This window comes from Pseudomonas sp. MDT1-17 (assembly GCF_054898105.1).
In genome coordinates, this window is sequence record NZ_JBUBVM010000001.1 from 4,206,033 (window position 1) to 4,226,415 (window position 20,383).

Here is a 20,383-nt window from a genome sequence, read left to right on the forward strand (position 1 = left end):
GCAAACGGCTTTTTCGAAGAGGGGTCAATCAAATGCACAAACAATCGAGCATTCGATCCGAACTGGCTGACGCGCTTTTTCGACTTCGCCGCAGTTTTTACTCGTTAGCAGGATTCAGTGGCGTCATCAACGTCATGATGTTGACGCCAGCCATTTATATGCTGCAGGTCTATGATCGGGCCTTGGTCAGTCAAAACGTCACAACGTTGACGATGTTGACCATTCTGGTGATAGGCCTGTTCTTGCTGATGTCCACGCTGGAAATGTTCCGCACCCGTGTGCTGATCCGGGTCGGCAACTGCCTCGACATGGACCTCAATCGACGCATTTTCACCGCAGCATTCGAGCGCAACCTGAGCCGCGCCGGAGGTAATCCGGCCCAGGCCCTGCAGGATCTCGCGCAGGTGCGTCAGTTCCTCACCGGCAATGGCCTGTTCGCTTTCTTTGATGCGCCATGGACGCCGATCTACCTGCTGGTCGCCTATCTGATCCACCCGCTGCTCGGACTGATCACGCTGATCGGCTCGCTGATTCTGGTGGGCCTGGCTTATCTCACCGAGAAGGCGACGCAAAAGCCGCTGGCCGAAGCCAATCAGGCCGCCCTCTCCTCCGCCAGCTACGCCAACAACAACCTGCGCAACGCCGAGGTCATCGAAGCCATGGGCATGTTGCCGTCGATCGGCAAGCGCTGGTACCAAAGCCATTTGCGCATTCTGGAAATGCAGACCCTGGCCTCCGACCGTGCCGCCCTGATCAGCAGCACCGGGCGCTTCGTGCGTATCACGTTGCAGTCGCTGATCCTCGGCGCCGGCGCGCTGCTGGCGATCGAAGGCAAGATCACTCCCGGGATGATGATTGCTTGTTCGATCCTCACCGGCCGCGCGCTGGGGCCGGTGGAACAAGTCATCGCGTCGTGGAAGCAGCTGCTTGGCTGCCGCTCGGCCTGGGGTCGGTTGAACGAGATGCTGAACGAGTATCCGCGCCGGCCACCGAGCATGTCGCTGCAGCGGCCGCTGGGCATGGTGGCAGTGGAGAATGTGTATGCCGGTGCCCCCGGCACCAGCAACACGATTCTGCGCGGGGTGAGCTTCAATCTTTCCCCCGGCGAAAGCCTTGGCATTATCGGTCCATCCGCCTCGGGCAAATCCACCCTCGCCCGCCTGTTGGTCGGCGTCTGGCCGGCACAGGCCGGCAAGGTGCGCCTGGACGGCGCGGACATATTCACTTGGAACAAGGGCGAACTTGGCCCCTGGCTCGGTTACCTGCCACAGGACGTGGAGCTGTTCGAGGGCACCATCGCCGACAACATTGCGCGCTTTGGCGAAGTGGACAGCGACGCGGTCATCCGCGCCGCCAGGACGACTGGAGTGCACGAGATGATCCTGCGTTTAGCGCAGGGTTATGAGACCCGTCTGGGCACCGATGGCAGCCCGCTTTCCGGTGGCCAGAAGCAACGCATCGCCTTGGCCCGCGCGCTGTATGGAGAACCCAATCTGATTGTGCTGGATGAGCCGAACGCCAACCTCGACGACGTCGGGGAAAAGGCCTTGGTCGATGCGCTGGCCCAACTCAAAAACCGCGGCGCCACCGTCATTCTGATTTCCCACCGTCCCAATGTGCTCTGCGCCGTCGATAAGGTGCTGATGCTGCGCGACGGCGGCGTGCAGATGCTCGGCACGCGCGACGAAGTATTCGCAGCACTGCGCAAGGCCAGTGTGATGCCTGCAGGCGCGTCAACTCCGCTGGCCTCCGTCAAAGCACGGGAGTAACCGATCATGCAAATGAGCCAACACACCGACATGATTCAATCCGACCCCAGGCACCCGGTGGATCTGGACGTCGGCAAACCCATGCGCTGGGGCATATGGCTGGTGCTCGCCGGCTTCGGCGGCTTCCTCCTGTGGTCCTGGCTGGCGCCGCTGGATGCCGGCGTGGTAGCGACAGGCACGGTCAAAGTCACCAGCAATCGCAAAGCCGTGCAGCATCTGAGCGGCGGCACCGTGGAGGCCATTCTTGTTCGCGAAGGCGATGCAGTGAAAAAAGGCCAGGAGGTGGTCCGCCTCGACTCCCTGCGCGCAGCTGCCGAACAGGGTGCGGTCAGCGCCCAGTACATCGTCAGCAAGACGGTGGAAAACCGCCTGGAAGCGGAACGTGACGACCGCGATGTGGTGAACTACGATCCCGAATTGCTCAAGCGCTTCGGGAATGACCACCGCTTGGTGGCCGCCATGAATCTGCAACAACGTCTGCTGGACACCCGGCGCGCCGGCCTCGCTGGCGAAATCAGCATCTTGCAGGAAAACCTCGCGGCGTCGGCGGTGCAGCTCAAGGGACTGCAGCAGGTCTATGGCGCCCGCGCCTCGCAGATCAACTTCCTCAACCAGGAACTGAAAGGCACCCGCGTGCTGGCGACCGAAGGCTATGTGCCGCGCAACCGTCTGCTTGAGCTGGAACGCAGCAACGCCGACCTCTCCGCCGGCCAGGCCGAGAACCTCAATAACATCGCTCGCATACGTAGCCAGACCACCGAAATCAAGCTGCGCATCCTGCAGCGCCAGCACGATTACCAGAAGGAAGTCGAATCGCTGCTCACCGACACCGCCAAGGAAAACACCACCCTGGCCGACCGCTTGCGTGCGCTGGACTATGAAGTGACCCACACGATAATTCGCTCGCCGATCGATGGCATAGTCCAGTCCCTGAGCATTGCGACCATCGGCGGGATCATTCAGCCCGGCTTCAAGATCATGGAAATCGTTCCGGACAACGAACCGCTGCAGGTCGACGCGATGATTCCCGTGCAGGCGATCGACAAGATGTTCCCCGGCCTGGCCGTAGACATTGCCTTCCCCGCCTTCAACCATGCCCAGACGCCCAACATACCCGGCCGCGTGAAAACCGTTTCCGCCGACCGCCTGCTCGACGAGGAAAGCAAGCAACCGTTCTACCTGGCTCAGGTAGAAGTCACGCCCGATGGCATGAGCCTGCTTGGCAGCAATCACATTCGCCCCGGCATGCCCGCCAGCGTCACCATCAAGACTGGCGAGCGCAACATGATGAGCTATCTTCTCAAACCGATGCTCGAACGTGTCGACAGCTCCTTCAAGGAACAATGAAATGGACCGTCATTGCCTGTTCTTCTGCCTGCTAGCGGTGTCCCTCCCGGCCAGCGCCATGGACCTCAAACAAGCCTGGGATCTGTTGCAGTACCAGGGCCCCGTCTATCGCGCCGCCGTGCATGAAAAGGAGGCCGGTGTGGAAAACCGCGCCATCGGCATGGCGGGTTTGCTACCGCAGATCAGTGCCTCGGCCTACGACAACAAGGTCAATGGCACCCAGCGCCAGAGCGGCGTCGAAAGGGATCTCGACTACGACTCCAAGGGCGCTAACGTGCGCTTGCGCCAGCCGCTGTTCAACAAACAGAAAATGGCCGAGTACCGCCAAGGTAAACAGCGTGCCGACTACAGCGTCGCAGTGTTCGATGCCAAGAGCCAGGACGCCGCGGTGCGCCTCGCCGAAAGCTATTTCGACGTGCTTTTGGCCAGCGAAACCATCGTCCTCGCCAAGTCCAAGCTGAGCGCCTTCGATGAGCAACTCGCCTCGGCGAAACGGCGCATGGAGCTGGGGGCCGGCACCGTCACCGACATCGACGAGTCGGTCGCTCGCCGCGACCTCGCCGCGGTGGAGCTGATCGAAGCGCAGGACAACCTGGTCAATGCGCGCCGCAAGCTTGAGGAGCACATCGGAGAAACCCCCGAATCCCTGACCACCTTGCGTCCGAACTTCAATACGCAACCGCTGCTACCGAGCAACCTGCAGGACTGGCTGATCAAGGCTCAGACCGATAGCCCGCTGATCCATGCGCGCCGTCATAGCAGCGACCTCGCCGAAGAAGAAGTGAAGCGCGCCAAGGCAGGCCACTGGCCGACACTGGATTTCGTTGCCGGCTACACCGCGGGCGATAGCCAATCAATCTCCGAGCTCAATCAACGCAACCGCTACACCTCAATCGGGCTGGAAGTAAACTTCCCGTTGTACAACGGTGGTGGCACCAGCGCGTTGACACGCCAGGCGAGTGCCAATAGCTATAAGGCCCTGGACGAACTCGACGCCACGCGCCAGGAAGTCATCTCCGGCACCACCCGTGAGTATCGCGGCGTACAGAGCGGCGCCACACGTATTCAAGCGCTGGAGCGGGCCGTGGAGTCCAACGAACGCTCACTGACTTCGTCACGCAAGGGCTTCAAGGAAGGTGGCACCAGCACCAACTCGGACGTCCTCAATGCCGAAGAGCTGCTCTTCGTTGCCCGCCACGATCTGTTCGAGGCCAAGCTGCGCTACTTGATGTCGCGCCTGCGCCTGGCCTCTTCGGTGGGCAGTCTGGGCGACGACGATATCGACCACATCAACGACTACCTCGGCCCGGAACTGTTGGTCACCAACTGACTTTCACCTGCGCGCCGATACACCGCCGCGTACTCGCCTTCCTCCGATGCGGCTTGGCCCCTGACTAACCACACAGTTGCAAGGAAGTGTCACTGCTGCACCTCGGCGACAGGGTGTAGCGGATGCGAAAAGGATCGCCGACCTCGCGCAACCATTCGTCGCATGAGAAACGAGGCGCGAATTTATTGACAATTCCTGGCTTAAGGATTGCACAGACGCTCGTAGCGGCCCCAGAACGACATAATTCTGACGCGGCGGCACTTTAATTAACGTTTAAGGACTCCAGCGAAGCGCTTGGTCAGTCACCGGGAGATGTAACGTGTCAACTCTCAATGAAATCGCAGCGAACCACGCGAGAATGGCTAAGGCTCTTGTAGAAGAGTCGCCCGGGCTGAGTGAGCGTCACACCCAAATAGTGGAGACCTTCGAAGTCTCATCCATTGATGCGCAACACGTGCCCCTGCACCTCATCACCGGAGTGCAGGACAACCACTTCGGGCAAACGACTGGCTACTGACCGCCTAGGTAATCGTCGACCAGCACTTCCTGGCCTAAACTCAACTGACTACCAGCCCGTTGGGGAGCTGCGGGAGAGGTATTCCCATGCTCGAAGCTATCGAGATGCCGCGCGTGAAGCACTTTGCCGCAAACGTTGCCGGCCGAGATTTCGCGGTCGGTGACATTCATGGCCATTTCACGCGGTTGCAGGCCGCTCTGGATGCAGTCGGGCTCAACCCCTCAGTAGATCGCCTGTTCAGTGTTGGCGATCTGATTGACCGCGGGCCAGAGTGCCGTGACGTCCTCGATTGGCTGGACAAGCCATGGTTCCACCCGGTGCGGGGCAACCATGACGATTACGTGGTGTGTTTCGACACTTGCGACCTCGACAGCTGGATCGGCAACGGCGGCACATGGTTCATGGATCTGCCGCTGTTCGAGAAGCAAGCATTAGCGGCGCAGTTCGCCAAGCTCCCTATCGCGATCGAAGTCGAAACAGCACAAGGCCTGATCGGCATCGTGCACGCCGATTGTCCATTTCCATCATGGGAACAGTTTCGCAGGGAACTGGAATCGCCAGAAAGCAACGGGCAGCTGCAGGTGGTCCAGCACTACTGCATGTGGTCTCGAAATCGGATCGATCAGATGCAAAAGCATGGCGTTGATGGCCTACGCGCGCTTGTCGTAGGGCATACGCCGCTTCTTATGCCAGTCAGCCTTGGCAATGTGATTCACATCGATACGGCTGGCTGGAGGCCGGACCGTGGCTATTTCACCCTGCTGAATCTCGAAACGCTCGAAACCATCCCCGCAACCTGACTCAAACGGCTCGTCCGACAGAATTCACTTAATAAAAAACCCGGCCTCATCAGCCGGGTTTTTTATTCGTTATTCAGGTGGCATCACTGCCACCGACCCTCAACAGCACTTCGGCCCGGCCTTGCTTCCGTAGCGAGCTTCCTGGCGTTCCCGAAAGAACACCTCATAACTCATCACTGGTTTGTCCGGGTGCTTGCTTTGCATATGCTCGACGTAGGTGTCGTAGTCGGGCATCCCGACCATCAGGTGCGCGGCCTGTCCGAGGTATTTACCGAGGCGACTGAGGTCATTGAACATGCTGCAATCCTCGATTACGCATCCGGAATAGCCTGGAATGGCGCTTCTTTATCCGTACGTTCTTTAGTACCCCAGGCGGCGATACCGACCTTGAGTGCAAAGAACAGGATGCTGAAGACCACCAGCAAGAACAGCGCCGTCAACGTTGCATTGGTGTAGGCGTTGTAGATCACGTGATGCATCTGGTCGATGCTCTTGGCCGGCGCGAGGATCTGACCGTTGGCCAGGGCATCGCTGTATTTCTTGGCCAGGGCCAGGAAACCGATCGCCGGGTTGGCGTCGAACAGCTTGATGAAACCGGCAGTGGTGGTGCAGATCAGCAGCCACACCGCTGGCAGCATGGTGACCCAAACGTAACGCTGGCGCTTCATTTTGATCAGCACGACGGTCGCCAACATCAGCGCGATACCCGCCAGCATCTGGTTGGAGATACCGAACAGCGGCCACAAGGTGTTGATGCCACCCAGCGGATCGATCACGCCCTGGTACAGCAGATAACCCCACATCGCCACACAACCAGCAGTCGCGATCAGGTTGGCGGTCCAGGATTCGGTGCGCTTCAGGGAGGGCACGAAGGAGCCAAGCAAATCCTGGAGCATGAACCGTCCGGCACGCGTACCGGCGTCCACCGCGGTCAGGATAAACAGCGCCTCAAACAGGATCGCGAAGTGGTACCAAAACGCCATGGTGTTTTCACCGGGCAGGACACTGTGCAGGATCTGCGCGATACCGACCGCCAGGGTCGGCGCACCACCGGCACGGGCGAGGATGGTGGTTTCACCGATGTCCTTGGCCACCGCTTGCAGGGCTTCCGGGGTAATTGCGAAACCCCAGCTGCTGACGGTCTGAGCCACCGAAACAGCGTCGGAACCGACAATCGCCGCCGGGCTGTTCATGGCGAAGTACACGCCTGGCTCGATCACCGACGCGGCAACCATGGCCATGATGGCGACGAAGGACTCCATCAGCATGCCGCCGTAACCGATGTAACGGGCATGACCTTCGTTAGCCAACAGTTTCGGTGTGGTCCCGGACGCAATCAGCGCGTGGAAACCCGAGACCGCGCCACAGGCGATGGTGATGAACAGGAACGGGAACAGACCGCCCTTCCACACCGGCCCGGTACCGTCGATGAACTGGGTCAACGCCGGCATTTTCAGGTCGGGCATGGTGATCAGGATGCCGATCGCCAACGCCACGATGGTGCCGATTTTCAGGAAGGTCGACAGGTAATCGCGCGGCGCCAGGATCAGCCACACCGGCAACACCGCAGCGACAAACCCGTAACCAATCAGCATCCAGGTGATCTGCACACCGGTGAAGCTGAAGGCTTTGGCCCAGACCGGATCGGCAGCGATCTGCCCGCCCAGCCAGATCGAACCCAGCAACAGCGCCACACCGATCACCGAGATTTCCCCGATGCGGCCCGGACGGATGTAGCGCATGTAGATGCCCATGAACATCGCGATCGGGATGGTCGCCATCACCGTGAACATGCCCCACGGGCTCTCGGCCAGGGCCTTGACCACGATCAGCGCCAGCACCGCGAGGATGATGATCATGATCAGGAAGCAGCCAAACAGCGCGATGGTGCCCGGGACGCGGCCCATTTCTTCGCGGACCATGTCACCGAGGGAACGACCGTTGCGGCGGGTGGACAAGAACAGAACCATAAAGTCCTGAACGGCACCGGCCAGCACCACGCCGGCAATCAGCCACAACGTACCGGGCAAATAGCCCATCTGCGCCGCCAATACCGGACCGACCAGCGGCCCCGCGCCAGCGATGGCTGCGAAGTGGTGACCGAAGAGTACGTGTTTGTTGGTCGGTACGTAGTCCAGACCGTCGTTGTTGACAACAGCGGGCGTGGCACGATTGGGGTCGAGTTGCATCACTTTGTTGGCGATGAACAGGCTGTAGTAGCGATAAGCGACGAGATAGATAGCGACTGCTGCGACTACGATCCAGAGGGCATTGATCGCTTCGCCGCGGCGCAGGGCCACGACACTTAGCGCAAACGCTCCCAGGACAGCCACGGCAAACCAGGCGAGGTGTTTAGCCAGACGGGGCATAGCGTGTCTCCTGCCACAGCCAGTGGACTGCGGCGGTAATTTTTATAATTGTGTCCGCTGTGCGGAGCTGGCCCAATATCCCCGCATGCCGTCTACAAATAAATCCGCGTTACTACGTACGCGGCGTCTACGTAGTTCTACGTAGACAAGTCAGATCTTTCAGCTGAAATGCAAAACCTGTGGGAGCGGGCTTGCTCGCGAAGGCGGTGTAACAGCCAACATCGATGTTGGATGTGATGGCCTCTTCGCGAGCAAGCCCGCTCCCACAGGTTTTGCATTTCATCTGACAGGCATCACCGCCGCAGGTCATCCCGTCCAGCACCGCTACTGGACACGCGTATCTTTGGCATATGATGCCGGGCCTTCGCCTTCCCTCGGTCCGGACAGGAGCAGAGATGCAGCTCAAACACAAAATCGTCGCGCTCGGGATTCTGCCGCTGGTGTTGGCCATCGCCGTCATCTGCGCGCTGGTGATTTCGATGAACCGGCAACTGGGTGAACAACAGGCGCAACTGATCGAAGACAGCATTCTGGCGAGCAAGCGCGCAGAACTTAAGAACTACGTCGAAATGGCGCAAAGCCTGATCGAACCGCTGTACGACGACGGCCACGGTGACGAACACGCACAGCAACAAGTGCTGGAAGAACTGCGCAAACTCAGCTTTGGCATCAATGGCTACTTCTTCGTCTACGACCACGAAGGTCGCAGCCTGATGCACGCGCGCCAGTCAGATCTGGTGGGCAAATACCTGTGGGACATGAAGGACCCTCACGGTTTGCCAGTGATCCAGGCGTTGCTCAAAAGTGCGCAATCAGGCGAAGGCTTTCAACGCTACGCCTGGAACAAACCCTCTTCCGGCCAAGTGACCGACAAGCTCGCCTATGTGGTGATGTTGGATCGTTGGGGCTGGATGCTCGGCACCGGCATCTACCTTGAAGACGTTGAGCGCGCGACCCAACAGGCGCGTGACGAAGTGGCCCAAGGCATTCGTAAAACCATGCTGGCGATTGCCGCAGTGGCCCTCGTGGCGGTGCTGTTTGTCTTCGCCAGCGGCATGACGCTCAACGTCAGCGAGCATCGTCTGGCCGACAAAAAACTTCAGCGCCTGACTCAGCGTATCGTCAGTTTGCAGGAGGAAGAGCGATCGCGGGTTTCCCGTGAACTGCACGACGGCATCAGCCAGCTGCTCGTCTCGATCAAATTTCAGTTCGAATTGGCCAGCCATCTGCTCGATAACGGGCAAGCACACGACAAGGGCTTGAGCACGCTGAGGGACGCCACGGAACGCCTGGGGGAAGCGATTGGCGAGGTTCGCAGCCTCTCTCACGACCTGCGCTCGTCGCTGCTCGACACCCTGGGCCTGCCGGCGGCGATCGGTCAACTCGCCGCAGAATTCGAGCAACGCAGCGGCCTGGTGGTGACTTACAACGATAATGAATTCGACTGTCATTGGGTCGATGGGGCAGCGGTCGCGCTGTTTCGCATCGTGCAAGAAGGCCTGACTAATATTGAACGACACGCCCAGGCTAAAAACGTCTCCATTACCTTGCACGGGTCTGAAGAGTGCGTACGGTTGACGGTGGTCGATGACGGTATCGGTTTCAACGTCGCCCAGGTCGAACGTCGTCATGCGGGCATTGGCCTGCGTAATATCCGTGAGCGTGTCGAGCATTTTGGTGGACGCTTCGACCTGATCTCGATGCCCGGAAGAAGTGAGCTGGACGTTCTGCTGCCGATGAAAGTACCCGGCGCAAAACGCTGACTGGCCCCACAACAACATGAGTGAATGCCCGCGATGAACCTGCCCTACCCGATCCGCGTCGCCCTGGTCGACGATCACGCCCTGGTCCGCGACGGCATCAAAGCGCTGCTGGCGGTCATGGCCCCCCTGGAAGTGGTGGGCGAAGCCGAGAATGGCGCGGATGCCATTGAAATGGTTGGGCGCTGCCAGCCGGACCTGTTGCTGGTCGACATTAGCCTCAAGGACATGAACGGGCTTGAGCTGACCCGGGTGTTACGCAGCCAGTACCCGTCGCTGAAGGTCTTGGTGCTCAGCATGTACGACAATAATGAATACGTGAGCGAGTCCGTTCGCGCGGGTGCCAGCGGCTATGTTCTGAAGAACTCACCGTCGCGGGAAATCATTGCGGCGATCGAAGCCATTGCCAGTGGCGGTACGTTCTACAGCGCCGAGATCGCCCAGCGGCTCATCGCTGATAAAAGTAACGATAACGAGCTGACACCGCGCGAAAGCCAGGTGTTGTACAAGATGGCTCAGGGGCTGAACAACAAGGAGATGGCCCGTGAACTGGACATTAGCGTACGGACGGTAGAAACCCATCGCCTGAGCATCCGTCGCAAACTCAACATCGACAAACCGGCGGCCCTGGTCAAATACGCGATTGATCACGGGATCATCTCTCGGTAGCAGGCACTCCTCGAACTTTTCGACCAGTTAGGTTATGACGGCTGGGTTTATCGCCGGATCATCGTCTGCAGAAAGGCTTCGCTGCTTTTGCCATTCATCGATAAAGCTCAACAATCGGAAATGCTTGCCGATAGTCAGGACAATGCCCCATCGTCTGGGGATCCTGGAATGAGTAGCAGCGGGTTAAAGCTGATGAACGATATTTATCTACTGATCGAGCACGGCATCGATCAGGGCGAAGTGTATGTACTGGGCTGGTTCGATGATGAACGCAAGGCTAAGGAAGTCGCCGAGGAGAAGGAGTGGGAGGTGTATCGCGCCAGCTTAAAAGCCGAGCATGTATGGTCCAGTCACAAGCCGTTGGCCCCGGATAAAACAACTTATCGGCGTTTCTGGATCAAAGAGGTTTCCAGGTATGAGCGCGTACCTGTTCCGAGGTCCTCAGCGGTCCACTGACATTGAGCAAGTGCCGAATTTCAGGCAAAAAAAATCCCAGGCAGCTGATGGACGCCTGGGACTCAAAATGCATAAACCGTGGTGGTGAACGCGGGGCGAATATTACTTAATATTTCTGCCTGCAACAAGATATCTTGATTCACTATCTAGTTACTAAAAACTCTAACCCATTAAATATCCACACAATTTTTATGGGTGAGCGTCGACAAGTACTGATTTAGAGGTACCAGCGATACTCCCGCGCGCTGATGTCCTGCAGGAATGCCAAATGGTCCTGGCGCTTGTTTTCGCAGTAGACATCCACAAATTCCGCCCCCAAACCCTCGCGCAACTGCGCATTGTTTTGCATCGAACGCACGGCCTCCAGCATCTCCAGCGGGAAGTCGATGCCGCTGCCACGATCTTCGTTGAGGGATGCAATGGGTTCACGACCCCTTTCAAGTCCTTGCTCCAGCCCTACCAAAATCGCCGCCAACACGAGATATGGATTGGCATCCGCGCCCGCCAGGCGATGTTCGATGCGCAGATTTTTAGCGTCCGACTCAGGCACCCGCAGGCAAGCGTCACGATCTTCAAAGCCCCAACTGGCGCGCGTCGCGACGTTCACCGTGCCGCTCAAGCGGCGCATTGCGTTGTGATTCGGTGCAAAGATCGGCATGCAATGCGGCAATACTTCAAGGCAACCGGCCACCGCATGGCGCAGCGCCTGCTGATTGTCAGCCGCCAACAGGTTGTTTCCCGCCCCGTCGTAAAGGCTCACATGCACATGCATGCCGCTACCGGGGTGCTGCAAGTAGGGTTTAGCCATGAAGCTGGCGCGGTGGTTGTGTTTGAGCGCCACCCCCCGTGTACTGCGGCAAAACAGGGCCGCCCAGTCGGCCGCACGCAGACCGTCGTCAAGGTGACCAAAATTGATCTCGAATTGACCCGGGCCCAGCTCCGCAGTGATCACCGTGGTATCGATGCCTTGCGCCCGCGCGGTCTCGACCATTTCATCGAGTACCGGTGAAAATCTCGACAGCCGTTCGATGTGCATATTCGGCTGATCATCGGCATCGTCCGTCAGCTGATCGCGAGGGAACTGTGGCAAGCCGTCACGCAGCTGGCGATCGAACAGATAGAACTCCAGCTCGAACGCGACCACGGGAAAAATCCCTTTTCGGCCGAGACGCTCGAGCACCTGCGCCAACACTTCGCGCGGCTCGAAGACGATAGGCTTTTCAGTACCGCTTGAGGTAATCAGCATCTGCCCCAGCGGTTGGTTTTCCCAACTCACTGGCTTGAGCGTACCGGGCACCAGTCGGCGGGGAGCATCCGGATCACCGTCGTTAAAACAGTAGTCGCCGATTTTGAACAGACCGCCCTGCGTGCCCAGCAACACACAGTTTTGCGGCAGCTTGAGCACGCTGCCAGCGGCGACCTTCTCGAGCATTTCTATCGGGTAGCGCTTACCGTAAAAATGCCCGGGAATATCCAGGGAAATCAGGTCAACGTAACGCACCTGCGGAAAGCGCTGACGAAACGCGCGAACCTCAGCAACCAGATCAGAGCAGACAGCATCCATCGTTAGTGTTCCTTGTTGTTTTTATCAGGTGTAAACCCAAAGCACTCGGGTGAGCTGGTCCGTGAGGTTGCCGTAGCGACAATGCGTGTGACTGGCCAGCTGAAAACTGTCGCCGGCACGTAATGTCACCGGTCGATCATCATCCAGCCACAGCGTCAGCTCCCCCTCGAGGACATAGCCACCCTGCTCCGAGCTGTCATTCATGTGCCGATCACCACTGCTGGCGCCGGGCTCCAGTTGGCTTTCAAGCATTGAAAAGGACGCCCTCATCTTTGGAGAAACGAGGATGTCGGTAATCCCGTCGGCGTAATACAGCGTGCGTCGCTCATCCGGTCGGGTTACCCAAGGCAATGCCATGGGTTTGGGCAAGCTGTAGAAATAAGTGGTCGGCACGCCAAGGGTTTCGCTGATGGCGGTCAAGTCCGCCACGGTGGGACGTGACAGCCCCCGCTCGACTTGCGAGAGAAAGCCCACCGAACGACCGATTTTGTCCGCCAGCTCTTTCAGCGTGTATTTTTTGTGTTTGCGCAGGTCCTGGATCAGGATCGCCAGCGCCGAGATTTCTTCTTGCATGTCCATCTAAAGGCTTCCAGAAATTGATGCTTCAAAGGCTGTCGCGCAGCCGATACCAGGCCTTGCCGATGGCTTCCAGCGGTGCTGCCAAATACTTTCCACCGGGGAAACTGCCGTTGATCAAACCCTGGTACAACGCCAGCTCATCCGGCTGGCCAAGTATCGCGTCGGACACCGCGCGGGCCCCGGCCAATGTCGGCAGCACGCCGTGCCCGGAGTAACCCTGCAGCCAATAGAGATCGCCACGTCGACCGATGTCAGGCGTGCGCTTGAGGGTGAGGTCGATATGCCCTCCCCAGGCAAAATCCAGCTCGACGCCCTTGAGCTGGGGAAATACGCGCTCCAGAAAAGGCCGCGTCGCGGCCGCGATGTCCTTCGGCATGCCACCCAGATAGGTGCAGCCACCGCCGAACAGCAGGCGGTTGTCCGGCGTACGACGGAAATAATCGAGGACAAACTGATTGTCGGTGACGCACACATTGCTCGGTAGTAACGCGCTTGCCTGTTCCTCTGAAAGTGGTGCGGTGGCCACCTGATAGGTGCCGACAGGCAACACGCAACTCGACAGTTTCGGATCAAGCCGATCCAGATAGGCGTTGCACGCCAGCACCAACACGTCCGCCTGAATGCGCCCGTGCTCAGTGGTGACCACGTAACGATCGCCTTCTTCGCGATAACTCAGCGCCTTGCTGTGTTCATGAATGCATCCACCGGCACGTTCAATCGCGGCGGCCAACCCGAGCGCCAGTTTCAGTGGATTCAAATGCCCGCCTTCAGGATCAAACAGGCCCGCCTGGTAGCGTTCACTGGCGACCCATTCCGGCAATGCCTCGCGCGCAATGAACTGCAAACCATCGTGGCCCCACTTGTGGCTGGCCTCGTGTTGCCATTCTGTCAGCAGACTCACCCGTCGCGGCATCACCGATGTCCAGAGGTGACCGGGCCTATAGTCACAATCGAAATCATGACGTGCGGGCAACGCTCGCAACTCCCGTGCAGCCCAGCGCATGCTGTCCCATAACTGCCGCGCGCGCTCATAACCCAGCGCCGCCTCCAACGGCGGCATGTCACACGACCAACCGAGAATGGCCTGACCACCATTGCGGCCCGAGGCTGCCCAGGCCACGCGACTGGCTTCCAGCAAGGTCACGCGTTTGCCGGACAGGGCCAGACGCAACGCTGTATGCAATCCACTGAAGCCGGCCCCGATGATCAACACCTCGGTGTCCTGCTCGCCCTGCAAAGGGCTTCGATCCAACAAACGATCTGCGCAGGTGTGGGCGTAATAGCTGGCGACGTGCTGGGTAGATTGCTGAAACATGCAGGCCTCGTGAAATTTTGTACTTTTATTTTCATGAAAAAGTACAGGTTAAATTTCACGACCGCAACCGTTCAAGACGCAAAAAAAATCCCGCCCAAGAGAACCCGGGCGGGATTTTTTCTAAGCAGACAGCGTTATTACAGTGACGCTACCGACGTATCAGGCGACAGGAATCATCGGATCCGCTGAAGCCAGCGCGGTGACACGGTCAGCTGCGGGTGGGTAGATCCACATCGTGTTGATCTGGGTTTTCAGCGCCTTGGCTTCCTCCTTGATCAACTTCACCTGGCGGTCCCAACCTTCGGAGTAGACCGCTCCCCAGGCACCCAGATCCAGACAGGTCACGTATTTAGGCTGGCTATACGGAGTCGGTTCCACGCCCAGGATCTGTGCGGCAACGTTGTTGCCGGCATGACGACCCAGCGAGATAGCGTGCTGGCAGGTCATCAGTGCGAAGTTGCCAATGTCATCGCTGGCGGCGTAGGCGACGTCTCCGGTGGCAAAGATGTCTTCCTGGCCAATGACTTTCAGGTGCGCGTCGACGTGCAGACGGCCCAGGTGATCGCGTTCGGCCGGAATCTGCTCGGTCAGTGAGCTGGCGCGCACACCGGTGGTCCAGACCACGGTTTTTGCATCAATGCGCTGACCATCGGCCAAGGCCACGCCGTTTTCGTCGACTGCAACCACCGAAGACTTCAAGCGCCATTTCACGCCGGTTTCAATACTGGCTTCAGCGATCGACTTGGCGATCTCGGCACCCATGGACCCGCCAACTTTCTCGCCACGATCAACAATAATCACTTCGATGTCAGTGCGATCACCCAGGATGGCACGCAGACGCGCAGGCATTTCAGTCGCCGTTTCAATCCCGGTGAAGCCACCACCGGCCACTACTACCGTGTTGCGGGCTGTGCTTTCTGGCAGGTTGACCAGGGATTTGAGGTGATTTTCCAGGCGTACGGCCTGTTCGATCTGGTCGACGTCGAAGGCGTGTTCGGCCACACCTGGGGTGTTCGGCAATGCCAGGCGGCTGCCGGTCGCCAGAACGAGTTTGTCGTAGCTGCACACGTGCTGGTTGCCCGATGCATCGACGTAGCCGACGCGCTTTTGCGCAACGTCGATGGTCTCTGCGGCGCCCTTGATGAACTTCACACCGACCGCATCAAACAGTTCGCCAATCGGCGCGGCCAGTTGGTGCGCATTCGGCTCGTAGAAACGCGGACGCACACGCAACTCGGCCTGAGGGGCCAGAACAGTCACTTCAACGTCGTTGTGACCATGAATGTCGAACAGGCGCGTGGCGCTCAAAGCCGTCCACATGCCACCGAAACCTGCGCCGATAACCAAGATGTGCTGTTTCATTTTTAACTCCGGGGGAGAAGACCAAGGATGAGTTCGTTAAAAGGTCACGCTCTTCGGTAGCGGCTGCCGAGCGAATAACTACGACTCTATTGATCCTAGTTAATCGGCACAATACGAATTTACTGATGGTTACTATCGAAAACTTCGATTTGTCCATGTAAAGGCAGAAAACCAACAGGCTGACGAATAACTATAGAGATAGGAAAGACTAGACACGGGATCTGATCCGTTGCTTAGGTCAGTCTCCGCTGCTAACATTTACGACTACTTTAGTCGGAGATCTACATGTCTCTTTACAGCGCAGGCGTTGAGTACGGCATTCATTGCCTGATTTTTTTGGTGGGAAATGGCGGCGACACCCGTGAGGCGAGCGTGCGCGACCTTGCTGAGCTGCAAGGCGTACCTCCGGACTATCTGGCAAAAATCTTTACCAAACTGGCCAAGGCAAAACTGGTGGTCGCCACTGAAGGCGTGCGCGGCGGGTTCAAGCTGGCCCGGCCTTCTGACGAAATCAGCATTCTGGATATCGTCAATGCCATCGACGGCCAGAAGCTCATCTTCGATTGCCGGGAGATTCGGGGGCGTTGCGCTTTGTTCGAAGGTTCCGCGCCGGCGTGGGCGCTGGCAGGTCCCTGCGCAGTTCATGCCGCCATGATGACCGCGCAGAAACGCATGGAAGACGCTCTCGCCCAGCAGACCATTCTTGATCTCGCAAGGAAGGTCGGACGAAAAGCGCCGGCGCAATTCAATGCTCAAGTGGACAACTGGATGAACGAACGTCGGGAAAAGAAAATCAGTCCGAGCACTCAGCCCAGCGACGACCCGATCATCCAGGTGACCGATATCACCGACTAAACCTTACAGGCAATCACGCACTGCCTTGCGCAGCGCCCCTGATTTCGCCCACGGCGGCCCCTGATAAAGCGATACGTGACTGCCATCCTTCGATTTCACGATATCCACGATCTCGTCGGCCGTGATGATGCTCGGTGCCGTGATCCTGTAGCCGTTGGAAATCGCCGACTGGGTTGCATTGGGTATCTCCTGCTGCCACGCCGGCAGAACGCACGCGGCGTAGTCTTTAGGCGCCTTGTTGCTGTACTTGCTGACATTTGGCTCACCTGGCACCAAAGAAGCAGGCAACGAACAGCCCGCCAGCATCGCCAGCCCTACTCCCCCAATCAACATGCGCATGACGCTTCCTTTTTCCGAAAAGAGGAATGTAGCGCGTCGCTGCCCAGACATCCATCCGCTGAACAGCACTCAGCGAGGGGCATTGTTTTCGCCAGGATCCGGGTATGACCTCTCGTTGAGATAAGTCATCCATCTTTCGTACGCTTCATGCTGCCATTGAATGACCCGCTCCCACTCCGGGCCGCTCAGCTGATGTGCGGAAATCAGTTTCATCATTTCCGTGGTAGCCGCGTCCATGTCAACGATCAGCTCATGAGCGTGAAATCGAAAGTCATCGGTGGTCGTCATTTGAGGTTGCCTCGCCCTAGCGAAAATTCACTACCTCACTACGACATCGGATCTGCTCGTTCCCGTTCATTTTCCCGACAGAAGGCTACGCCAACGGCCCAGACGAACAAAACGCCCTGACTTGGGAAATAGGACTAAAATTTCTTAGCAGAGATTCTCAGGAGATCATCATGTGGCTCAACGAATCTGAAAACGAACTTCGGCGTGACCTGCAAGGCGTTGCGTCGGATTTGAGATGGTCAGCGGTAGAGCTTTTGCGCATCGCCGAGCAGCTACGCCTGGCCGGCAATGATGTGGATGCGCAAGCAGCCCAAAAGCTGTGCGATTTGTTTCAGGGAGATGAAGCACGACTGAAGGGTTATGCCGAGGAAGTGAAAGCCAAGATGATCACGCGAACGAAAGATCATTAGCAGGAGCGCGGCCACGAACCAAAGAAAAGCCCCGGCGAACCGGGGCTGCAACACTATCAATCTGACTTCTGGCTGCGTGCAGGCCGACTTGACCTGGCCTTGTAGCCGGGAAGAGAGGCCGCAAAGGCCAGTGCTTCCTCTCTGCTGCCAAAGGCTCCAAGCCGGTCACCTTTGGTGCACACCCGCCACGGGCCGTTGTTCACGCTGAGTACGTCATAACCGTTCATGTGCATTTTGGTCAGCATCGGAACGCTCATAGTCACCTCCATTTTGGCAGTGATGATCCTGGATTCACCTCAATACCTTACACCCGACATTCATTGAAGTGCCGACCAGACGTCGCGCCAGGATTTGGGCCACCGGTTGCACTTTCAACCTCGACGAACCCTCCAACCTTTAAGACAGACGGCTCGGCTCAAATATCGCATTTTTATGACCGTTTTATGACACGCGATGATCAGGTAACACATGAAAGTACGCGCAACCGTCATTTGCGAGCAGGACCGGCACATTCTCCTGGTGCGCAAGCCAAGGTGTCGCTGGACGTTGCCCGGCGGAAAGGTTGAGCGCGGTGAAACCATTGCTGAGGCCGCCACGCGAGAGCTTGAGGAAGAGACAGGGCTTGGGGTCGACGGGTTGCTGTATCTGATGGAGTTGCAAACGGGCAGCACCCGACACCATGTTTACGAAGCTTCAGTGGGGAACCCGGAGGAGGCCCGCCCGCAAAACGAAATTTTCGATTGCATCTGGTATCCGCTGGACGCGGTACACAACCTGAACGCAAGCGACGCCACGCTCAGAATCATCAAAGCGTTTCAGCGTCGCCTGTAAGCTGATCAGCCCTGATCGCCGCCACCGACGGGCATGATCATGCCGGTGATATACGACGCTTCGTCGCTGGCCAGAAACAGAATAGCGCTCGCCTGTTCATCCAGCGTGCCGTAGCGTTTCATCAGACTGCTGTCGAGCGTCTGGTCGACAATCTGCTGATACCAGACCTTCTCTTGCGCGCTCTGTTCGGCGCTATTGCGCGGAATGGCTCGCGGCGGCGCTTCGGTGCCACCGGGCGCGGTGGCATTGACCCGAACCCCACGACCGGCGGTTTCAAAGGCCAGGCAAGCGGTCAGCGCGTTGACCCCACCCTTCGCCGCACCGTACGGCACGCGATTGACACTGCGCGTGGCAATGGACGAAACGTTGACGATGGCGCCGCTCCCCTGTTCAAGCATGAACGGCAGCGCGGCATGACAGCACCACAGTGTCGGGAACAGCGAACGGCGAACTTCAGCCTCGATCTGCTGCGCTTCGTAATGCTCAAAAGGCTTGGCCCAGATCGTCCCGCCGACGTTGTTGATCAGCACATCCAGACGCCCGAAACGCTCGACGGCGGTTTGCATGACGCGGCGGCATTCACGGTATTGCTCAAGATCAGCGGTCAGCGCCAGCACCTGGCTGCCCTGCCCCAATTGCTTTTGTACGTCGAACACCAGCTCGGAGCGGTCGACCAGAATCAACCGCGCACCTTCCGCCGCCATGCGTTCAGCAACACGCCGACCGATGCCTTGGGCGGCGCCGGTAATCAGCGCGACTTTTTCATGAAATCTGTTCATGTCTCTCTCCCACAACAGCACGGTTCAGGCCGCGCTGGCGGCAAATTTCTCGTAGTAAAAGTTTGTCGGCGCAATGCCTTTTTCACGGATGAACTGGCTGACCGCTTCGACCATCGGCGGCGGACCGCACAGGTAGACATCGACATCGCCTTCGTTCAAATGCTGCGGCTCGATGTGTTGAGTCACGTAGCCCTTGAGCGGGTGCTGACTGTCCGGGTTGGCCACGCACGCACTGAAGCTGAAGTTCGGGATTCGTGCGGCAAAAGCTTCGAGGCGATCGAGTTCCACCAGATCGAAATCGTTGGTCACGCCGTAGATCAAATGCAGCGGATGCTCACTGCCCTGCTCGACGATTTTTTCCAGCATCGCCGTGAACGGTGCCAGCCCCGTACCACCGGCCAGCAGCAGCAACGGACGACGGATATCGCGCAGATAGAAACTGCCCAACGGCCCGGCCAGGCTCATGCTGTCGCCGGCCTTGGCCATACCGGTGAGGAAGCTGCTCATCAAGCCGCCGGGCACGTTGCGAATCAGAAAACTGACCTCGCCGTCGCGCTGCAACGAGCTGAACGAATAAGCGCGGGTCTGCTCGCTGCCGGGTATCCCGAGGTTCACGTATTGCCCCGGCAGGAACGCCAGTTTGCTCAGCGCCTCGCCCTTGATCGACAGCGCAATGGTGCTGTCGGACAGCTGGCGCACGGCGCTGATGGTGGCGTCATAGCTGGCCTGACGGGTACGGCAAACCTGCGAGGACGTCGGCACGCGAATCACGCAATCACTCTGGGCGCGCATCTGGCAGGTCAGAACGAAACCTTGCTCGGCTTCTTCCGGGCTGAGGGCGTCTTCGATGTACTCCTCGCCCAAATCATAACGGCCGGCCTCGGCGAAGCATTTGCAGGTACCGCAAGCGCCGTCACGGCAATCCAGCGGAATGTTGATGCCCTGGCGGTACGCGGCATCGGCCACGGTTTCGCCAGCGTTGGCGTCGATGAATCGGGTGACGCCGTCTTCGAAATTGAATGCAATGGAATGAGTCATGACGGC

22 protein-coding genes are annotated in these 20,383 nt (G+C 58.5%); 11 read left to right on the top strand and 11 right to left on the bottom strand.

Annotated features, from left to right (window positions below):
- Positions 1-32 precede the first annotated feature (32 nt).
- From ACYZTX_RS19405 to ACYZTX_RS19425, 5 genes are all read left to right on the top strand, one after another.
- On the top strand, positions 33-1,769 hold the full coding sequence (locus ACYZTX_RS19405) for a type I secretion system permease/ATPase (RefSeq protein WP_462037074.1): 1,737 nt from the start codon (positions 33-35) through the stop codon (positions 1,767-1,769).
- Between the two features lie 6 nt (positions 1,770-1,775).
- Positions 1,776-3,116: an HlyD family type I secretion periplasmic adaptor subunit gene (locus ACYZTX_RS19410; protein WP_462035445.1), complete on the top strand. Its 1,341-nt coding sequence runs from the start codon at positions 1,776-1,778 to the stop codon at positions 3,114-3,116.
- Between the two features lies 1 nt (position 3,117).
- Positions 3,118-4,446, top strand: a complete 1,329-nt coding sequence (locus ACYZTX_RS19415; protein WP_462035446.1) for a TolC family outer membrane protein — start codon at positions 3,118-3,120, stop codon at positions 4,444-4,446.
- Positions 4,447-4,765: 319 nt separating this feature from the next.
- Entirely contained in the window at positions 4,766-4,963 is a 198-nt protein-coding gene (locus ACYZTX_RS19420) for a hypothetical protein (RefSeq protein ID WP_462035447.1), read from the top strand.
- Between the two features lie 86 nt (positions 4,964-5,049).
- Positions 5,050-5,763 (top strand): metallophosphoesterase, encoded by a 714-nt coding sequence (locus ACYZTX_RS19425; RefSeq protein ID WP_462035448.1) that lies wholly within the window; start codon positions 5,050-5,052, stop codon positions 5,761-5,763.
- Between the two features lie 99 nt (positions 5,764-5,862).
- Here ACYZTX_RS19425 and ACYZTX_RS19430 read toward each other — a convergent pair whose 3' ends face one another.
- Together ACYZTX_RS19430 and ACYZTX_RS19435 are read right to left on the bottom strand one after the other, a co-directional pair.
- Positions 5,863-6,060, bottom strand: a complete 198-nt coding sequence (locus ACYZTX_RS19430; protein WP_462035449.1) for a YbdD/YjiX family protein — start codon at positions 6,058-6,060, stop codon at positions 5,863-5,865.
- Positions 6,061-6,074: 14 nt separating this feature from the next.
- A complete protein-coding gene (locus ACYZTX_RS19435; RefSeq protein ID WP_462035450.1) occupies positions 6,075-8,132 on the bottom strand; it encodes a carbon starvation CstA family protein in 2,058 nt (685 codons plus the stop codon).
- Positions 8,133-8,527: 395 nt separating this feature from the next.
- On the opposite strand from ACYZTX_RS19435, the gene ACYZTX_RS19440 reads away from it, so the two are divergent.
- From ACYZTX_RS19440 to ACYZTX_RS19450, 3 genes are all read left to right on the top strand, one after another.
- Positions 8,528-9,895, top strand: coding sequence for a cache domain-containing protein (locus tag ACYZTX_RS19440; RefSeq protein WP_462035451.1), 1,368 nt, complete (start codon positions 8,528-8,530; stop codon positions 9,893-9,895).
- A 33-nt stretch (positions 9,896-9,928) separates the two neighbouring features.
- Positions 9,929-10,561: a response regulator gene (locus ACYZTX_RS19445; RefSeq protein ID WP_462035452.1), complete on the top strand. Its 633-nt coding sequence runs from the start codon at positions 9,929-9,931 to the stop codon at positions 10,559-10,561.
- A 192-nt stretch (positions 10,562-10,753) separates the two neighbouring features.
- Positions 10,754-11,017, top strand: coding sequence for a hypothetical protein (locus tag ACYZTX_RS19450; protein WP_462037075.1), 264 nt, complete (start codon positions 10,754-10,756; stop codon positions 11,015-11,017).
- A 217-nt stretch (positions 11,018-11,234) separates the two neighbouring features.
- Here ACYZTX_RS19450 and ACYZTX_RS19455 read toward each other — a convergent pair whose 3' ends face one another.
- The 4 genes from ACYZTX_RS19455 to ACYZTX_RS19470 form a co-directional block, all read right to left on the bottom strand.
- Positions 11,235-12,581, bottom strand: a complete 1,347-nt coding sequence (locus ACYZTX_RS19455) for a glutamine synthetase family protein (protein ID WP_462035453.1) — start codon at positions 12,579-12,581, stop codon at positions 11,235-11,237.
- A gap of 24 nt (positions 12,582-12,605) precedes the next feature.
- Entirely contained in the window at positions 12,606-13,160 is a 555-nt protein-coding gene (locus ACYZTX_RS19460; RefSeq protein ID WP_462035454.1) for a helix-turn-helix domain-containing protein, read from the bottom strand.
- A 25-nt stretch (positions 13,161-13,185) separates the two neighbouring features.
- The gene (locus ACYZTX_RS19465) at positions 13,186-14,475 is read right to left on the bottom strand and encodes an NAD(P)/FAD-dependent oxidoreductase (protein WP_462035455.1); all 1,290 of its coding nucleotides are present in this window, start codon (positions 14,473-14,475) and stop codon (positions 13,186-13,188) included.
- Between the two features lie 159 nt (positions 14,476-14,634).
- On the bottom strand, positions 14,635-15,837 hold the full coding sequence (locus ACYZTX_RS19470; protein ID WP_462035456.1) for an NAD(P)/FAD-dependent oxidoreductase: 1,203 nt from the start codon (positions 15,835-15,837) through the stop codon (positions 14,635-14,637).
- Between the two features lie 285 nt (positions 15,838-16,122).
- On the opposite strand from ACYZTX_RS19470, the gene ACYZTX_RS19475 reads away from it, so the two are divergent.
- Entirely contained in the window at positions 16,123-16,692 is a 570-nt protein-coding gene (locus ACYZTX_RS19475) for an RrF2 family transcriptional regulator (protein ID WP_462035457.1), read from the top strand.
- 3 nt (positions 16,693-16,695) lie between these two features.
- On the opposite strand, the gene ACYZTX_RS19480 is transcribed toward ACYZTX_RS19475, so the two are convergent.
- Both ACYZTX_RS19480 and ACYZTX_RS19485 read right to left on the bottom strand, forming a co-directional pair.
- On the bottom strand, positions 16,696-17,031 hold the full coding sequence (locus tag ACYZTX_RS19480) for a hypothetical protein (protein WP_462035458.1): 336 nt from the start codon (positions 17,029-17,031) through the stop codon (positions 16,696-16,698).
- Between the two features lie 69 nt (positions 17,032-17,100).
- Complete coding sequence (locus tag ACYZTX_RS19485; protein WP_462035459.1) at positions 17,101-17,319, bottom strand: hypothetical protein; 219 nt, start codon at positions 17,317-17,319, stop codon at positions 17,101-17,103.
- A gap of 170 nt (positions 17,320-17,489) precedes the next feature.
- Here ACYZTX_RS19485 and ACYZTX_RS19490 point away from each other — a divergent pair, with 170 nt between their 5' ends.
- Positions 17,490-17,729 carry a hypothetical protein gene (locus tag ACYZTX_RS19490; RefSeq protein WP_462035460.1) on the top strand — a complete coding sequence of 80 codons (240 nt, stop codon included), beginning with the start codon at positions 17,490-17,492 and terminating at the stop codon, positions 17,727-17,729.
- 56 nt (positions 17,730-17,785) lie between these two features.
- On the opposite strand, the gene ACYZTX_RS19495 is transcribed toward ACYZTX_RS19490, so the two are convergent.
- Complete coding sequence (locus ACYZTX_RS19495; RefSeq protein WP_282377869.1) at positions 17,786-17,986, bottom strand: SPOR domain-containing protein; 201 nt, start codon at positions 17,984-17,986, stop codon at positions 17,786-17,788.
- Positions 17,987-18,197: 211 nt separating this feature from the next.
- On the opposite strand from ACYZTX_RS19495, the gene ACYZTX_RS19500 reads away from it, so the two are divergent.
- Positions 18,198-18,560, top strand: coding sequence for an NUDIX hydrolase (locus ACYZTX_RS19500; RefSeq protein ID WP_462035461.1), 363 nt, complete (start codon positions 18,198-18,200; stop codon positions 18,558-18,560).
- A 5-nt stretch (positions 18,561-18,565) separates the two neighbouring features.
- On the opposite strand, the gene ACYZTX_RS19505 is transcribed toward ACYZTX_RS19500, so the two are convergent.
- Together ACYZTX_RS19505 and benC are read right to left on the bottom strand one after the other, a co-directional pair.
- Positions 18,566-19,339, bottom strand: a complete 774-nt coding sequence (locus tag ACYZTX_RS19505; RefSeq protein ID WP_462035462.1) for a 1,6-dihydroxycyclohexa-2,4-diene-1-carboxylate dehydrogenase — start codon at positions 19,337-19,339, stop codon at positions 18,566-18,568.
- Positions 19,340-19,363: 24 nt separating this feature from the next.
- On the bottom strand, positions 19,364-20,377 hold the full coding sequence (gene benC / locus ACYZTX_RS19510; RefSeq protein WP_462035463.1) for a benzoate 1,2-dioxygenase electron transfer component BenC: 1,014 nt from the start codon (positions 20,375-20,377) through the stop codon (positions 19,364-19,366).
- Positions 20,378-20,383: the final 6 nt, after the last annotated feature.

Coding starts and splice junctions, on each gene's coding strand:
- ACYZTX_RS19405 (WP_462037074.1), top strand. CDS start 33: ATGCACAAACAATCGAGCATTCGATCCGAACTGGCTGACGCGCTTTTT.
- ACYZTX_RS19410 (WP_462035445.1), top strand. CDS start 1,776: ATGCAAATGAGCCAACACACCGACATGATTCAATCCGACCCCAGGCAC.
- ACYZTX_RS19415 (WP_462035446.1), top strand. CDS start 3,118: ATGGACCGTCATTGCCTGTTCTTCTGCCTGCTAGCGGTGTCCCTCCCG.
- ACYZTX_RS19425 (WP_462035448.1), top strand. CDS start 5,050: ATGCTCGAAGCTATCGAGATGCCGCGCGTGAAGCACTTTGCCGCAAAC.
- ACYZTX_RS19430 (WP_462035449.1), bottom strand. CDS start 6,060: ATGTTCAATGACCTCAGTCGCCTCGGTAAATACCTCGGACAGGCCGCG.
- ACYZTX_RS19435 (WP_462035450.1), bottom strand. CDS start 8,132: ATGCCCCGTCTGGCTAAACACCTCGCCTGGTTTGCCGTGGCTGTCCTG.
- ACYZTX_RS19440 (WP_462035451.1), top strand. CDS start 8,528: ATGCAGCTCAAACACAAAATCGTCGCGCTCGGGATTCTGCCGCTGGTG.
- ACYZTX_RS19445 (WP_462035452.1), top strand. CDS start 9,929: ATGAACCTGCCCTACCCGATCCGCGTCGCCCTGGTCGACGATCACGCC.
- ACYZTX_RS19450 (WP_462037075.1), top strand. CDS start 10,754: ATGAACGATATTTATCTACTGATCGAGCACGGCATCGATCAGGGCGAA.
- ACYZTX_RS19455 (WP_462035453.1), bottom strand. CDS start 12,581: ATGGATGCTGTCTGCTCTGATCTGGTTGCTGAGGTTCGCGCGTTTCGT.
- ACYZTX_RS19460 (WP_462035454.1), bottom strand. CDS start 13,160: ATGGACATGCAAGAAGAAATCTCGGCGCTGGCGATCCTGATCCAGGAC.
- ACYZTX_RS19465 (WP_462035455.1), bottom strand. CDS start 14,475: ATGTTTCAGCAATCTACCCAGCACGTCGCCAGCTATTACGCCCACACC.
- ACYZTX_RS19470 (WP_462035456.1), bottom strand. CDS start 15,837: ATGAAACAGCACATCTTGGTTATCGGCGCAGGTTTCGGTGGCATGTGG.
- ACYZTX_RS19475 (WP_462035457.1), top strand. CDS start 16,123: ATGTCTCTTTACAGCGCAGGCGTTGAGTACGGCATTCATTGCCTGATT.
- ACYZTX_RS19480 (WP_462035458.1), bottom strand. CDS start 17,031: ATGCGCATGTTGATTGGGGGAGTAGGGCTGGCGATGCTGGCGGGCTGT.
- ACYZTX_RS19485 (WP_462035459.1), bottom strand. CDS start 17,319: ATGACGACCACCGATGACTTTCGATTTCACGCTCATGAGCTGATCGTT.
- ACYZTX_RS19490 (WP_462035460.1), top strand. CDS start 17,490: ATGTGGCTCAACGAATCTGAAAACGAACTTCGGCGTGACCTGCAAGGC.
- ACYZTX_RS19495 (WP_282377869.1), bottom strand. CDS start 17,986: ATGAGCGTTCCGATGCTGACCAAAATGCACATGAACGGTTATGACGTA.
- ACYZTX_RS19500 (WP_462035461.1), top strand. CDS start 18,198: ATGAAAGTACGCGCAACCGTCATTTGCGAGCAGGACCGGCACATTCTC.
- ACYZTX_RS19505 (WP_462035462.1), bottom strand. CDS start 19,339: ATGAACAGATTTCATGAAAAAGTCGCGCTGATTACCGGCGCCGCCCAA.
- benC (WP_462035463.1), bottom strand. CDS start 20,377: ATGACTCATTCCATTGCATTCAATTTCGAAGACGGCGTCACCCGATTC.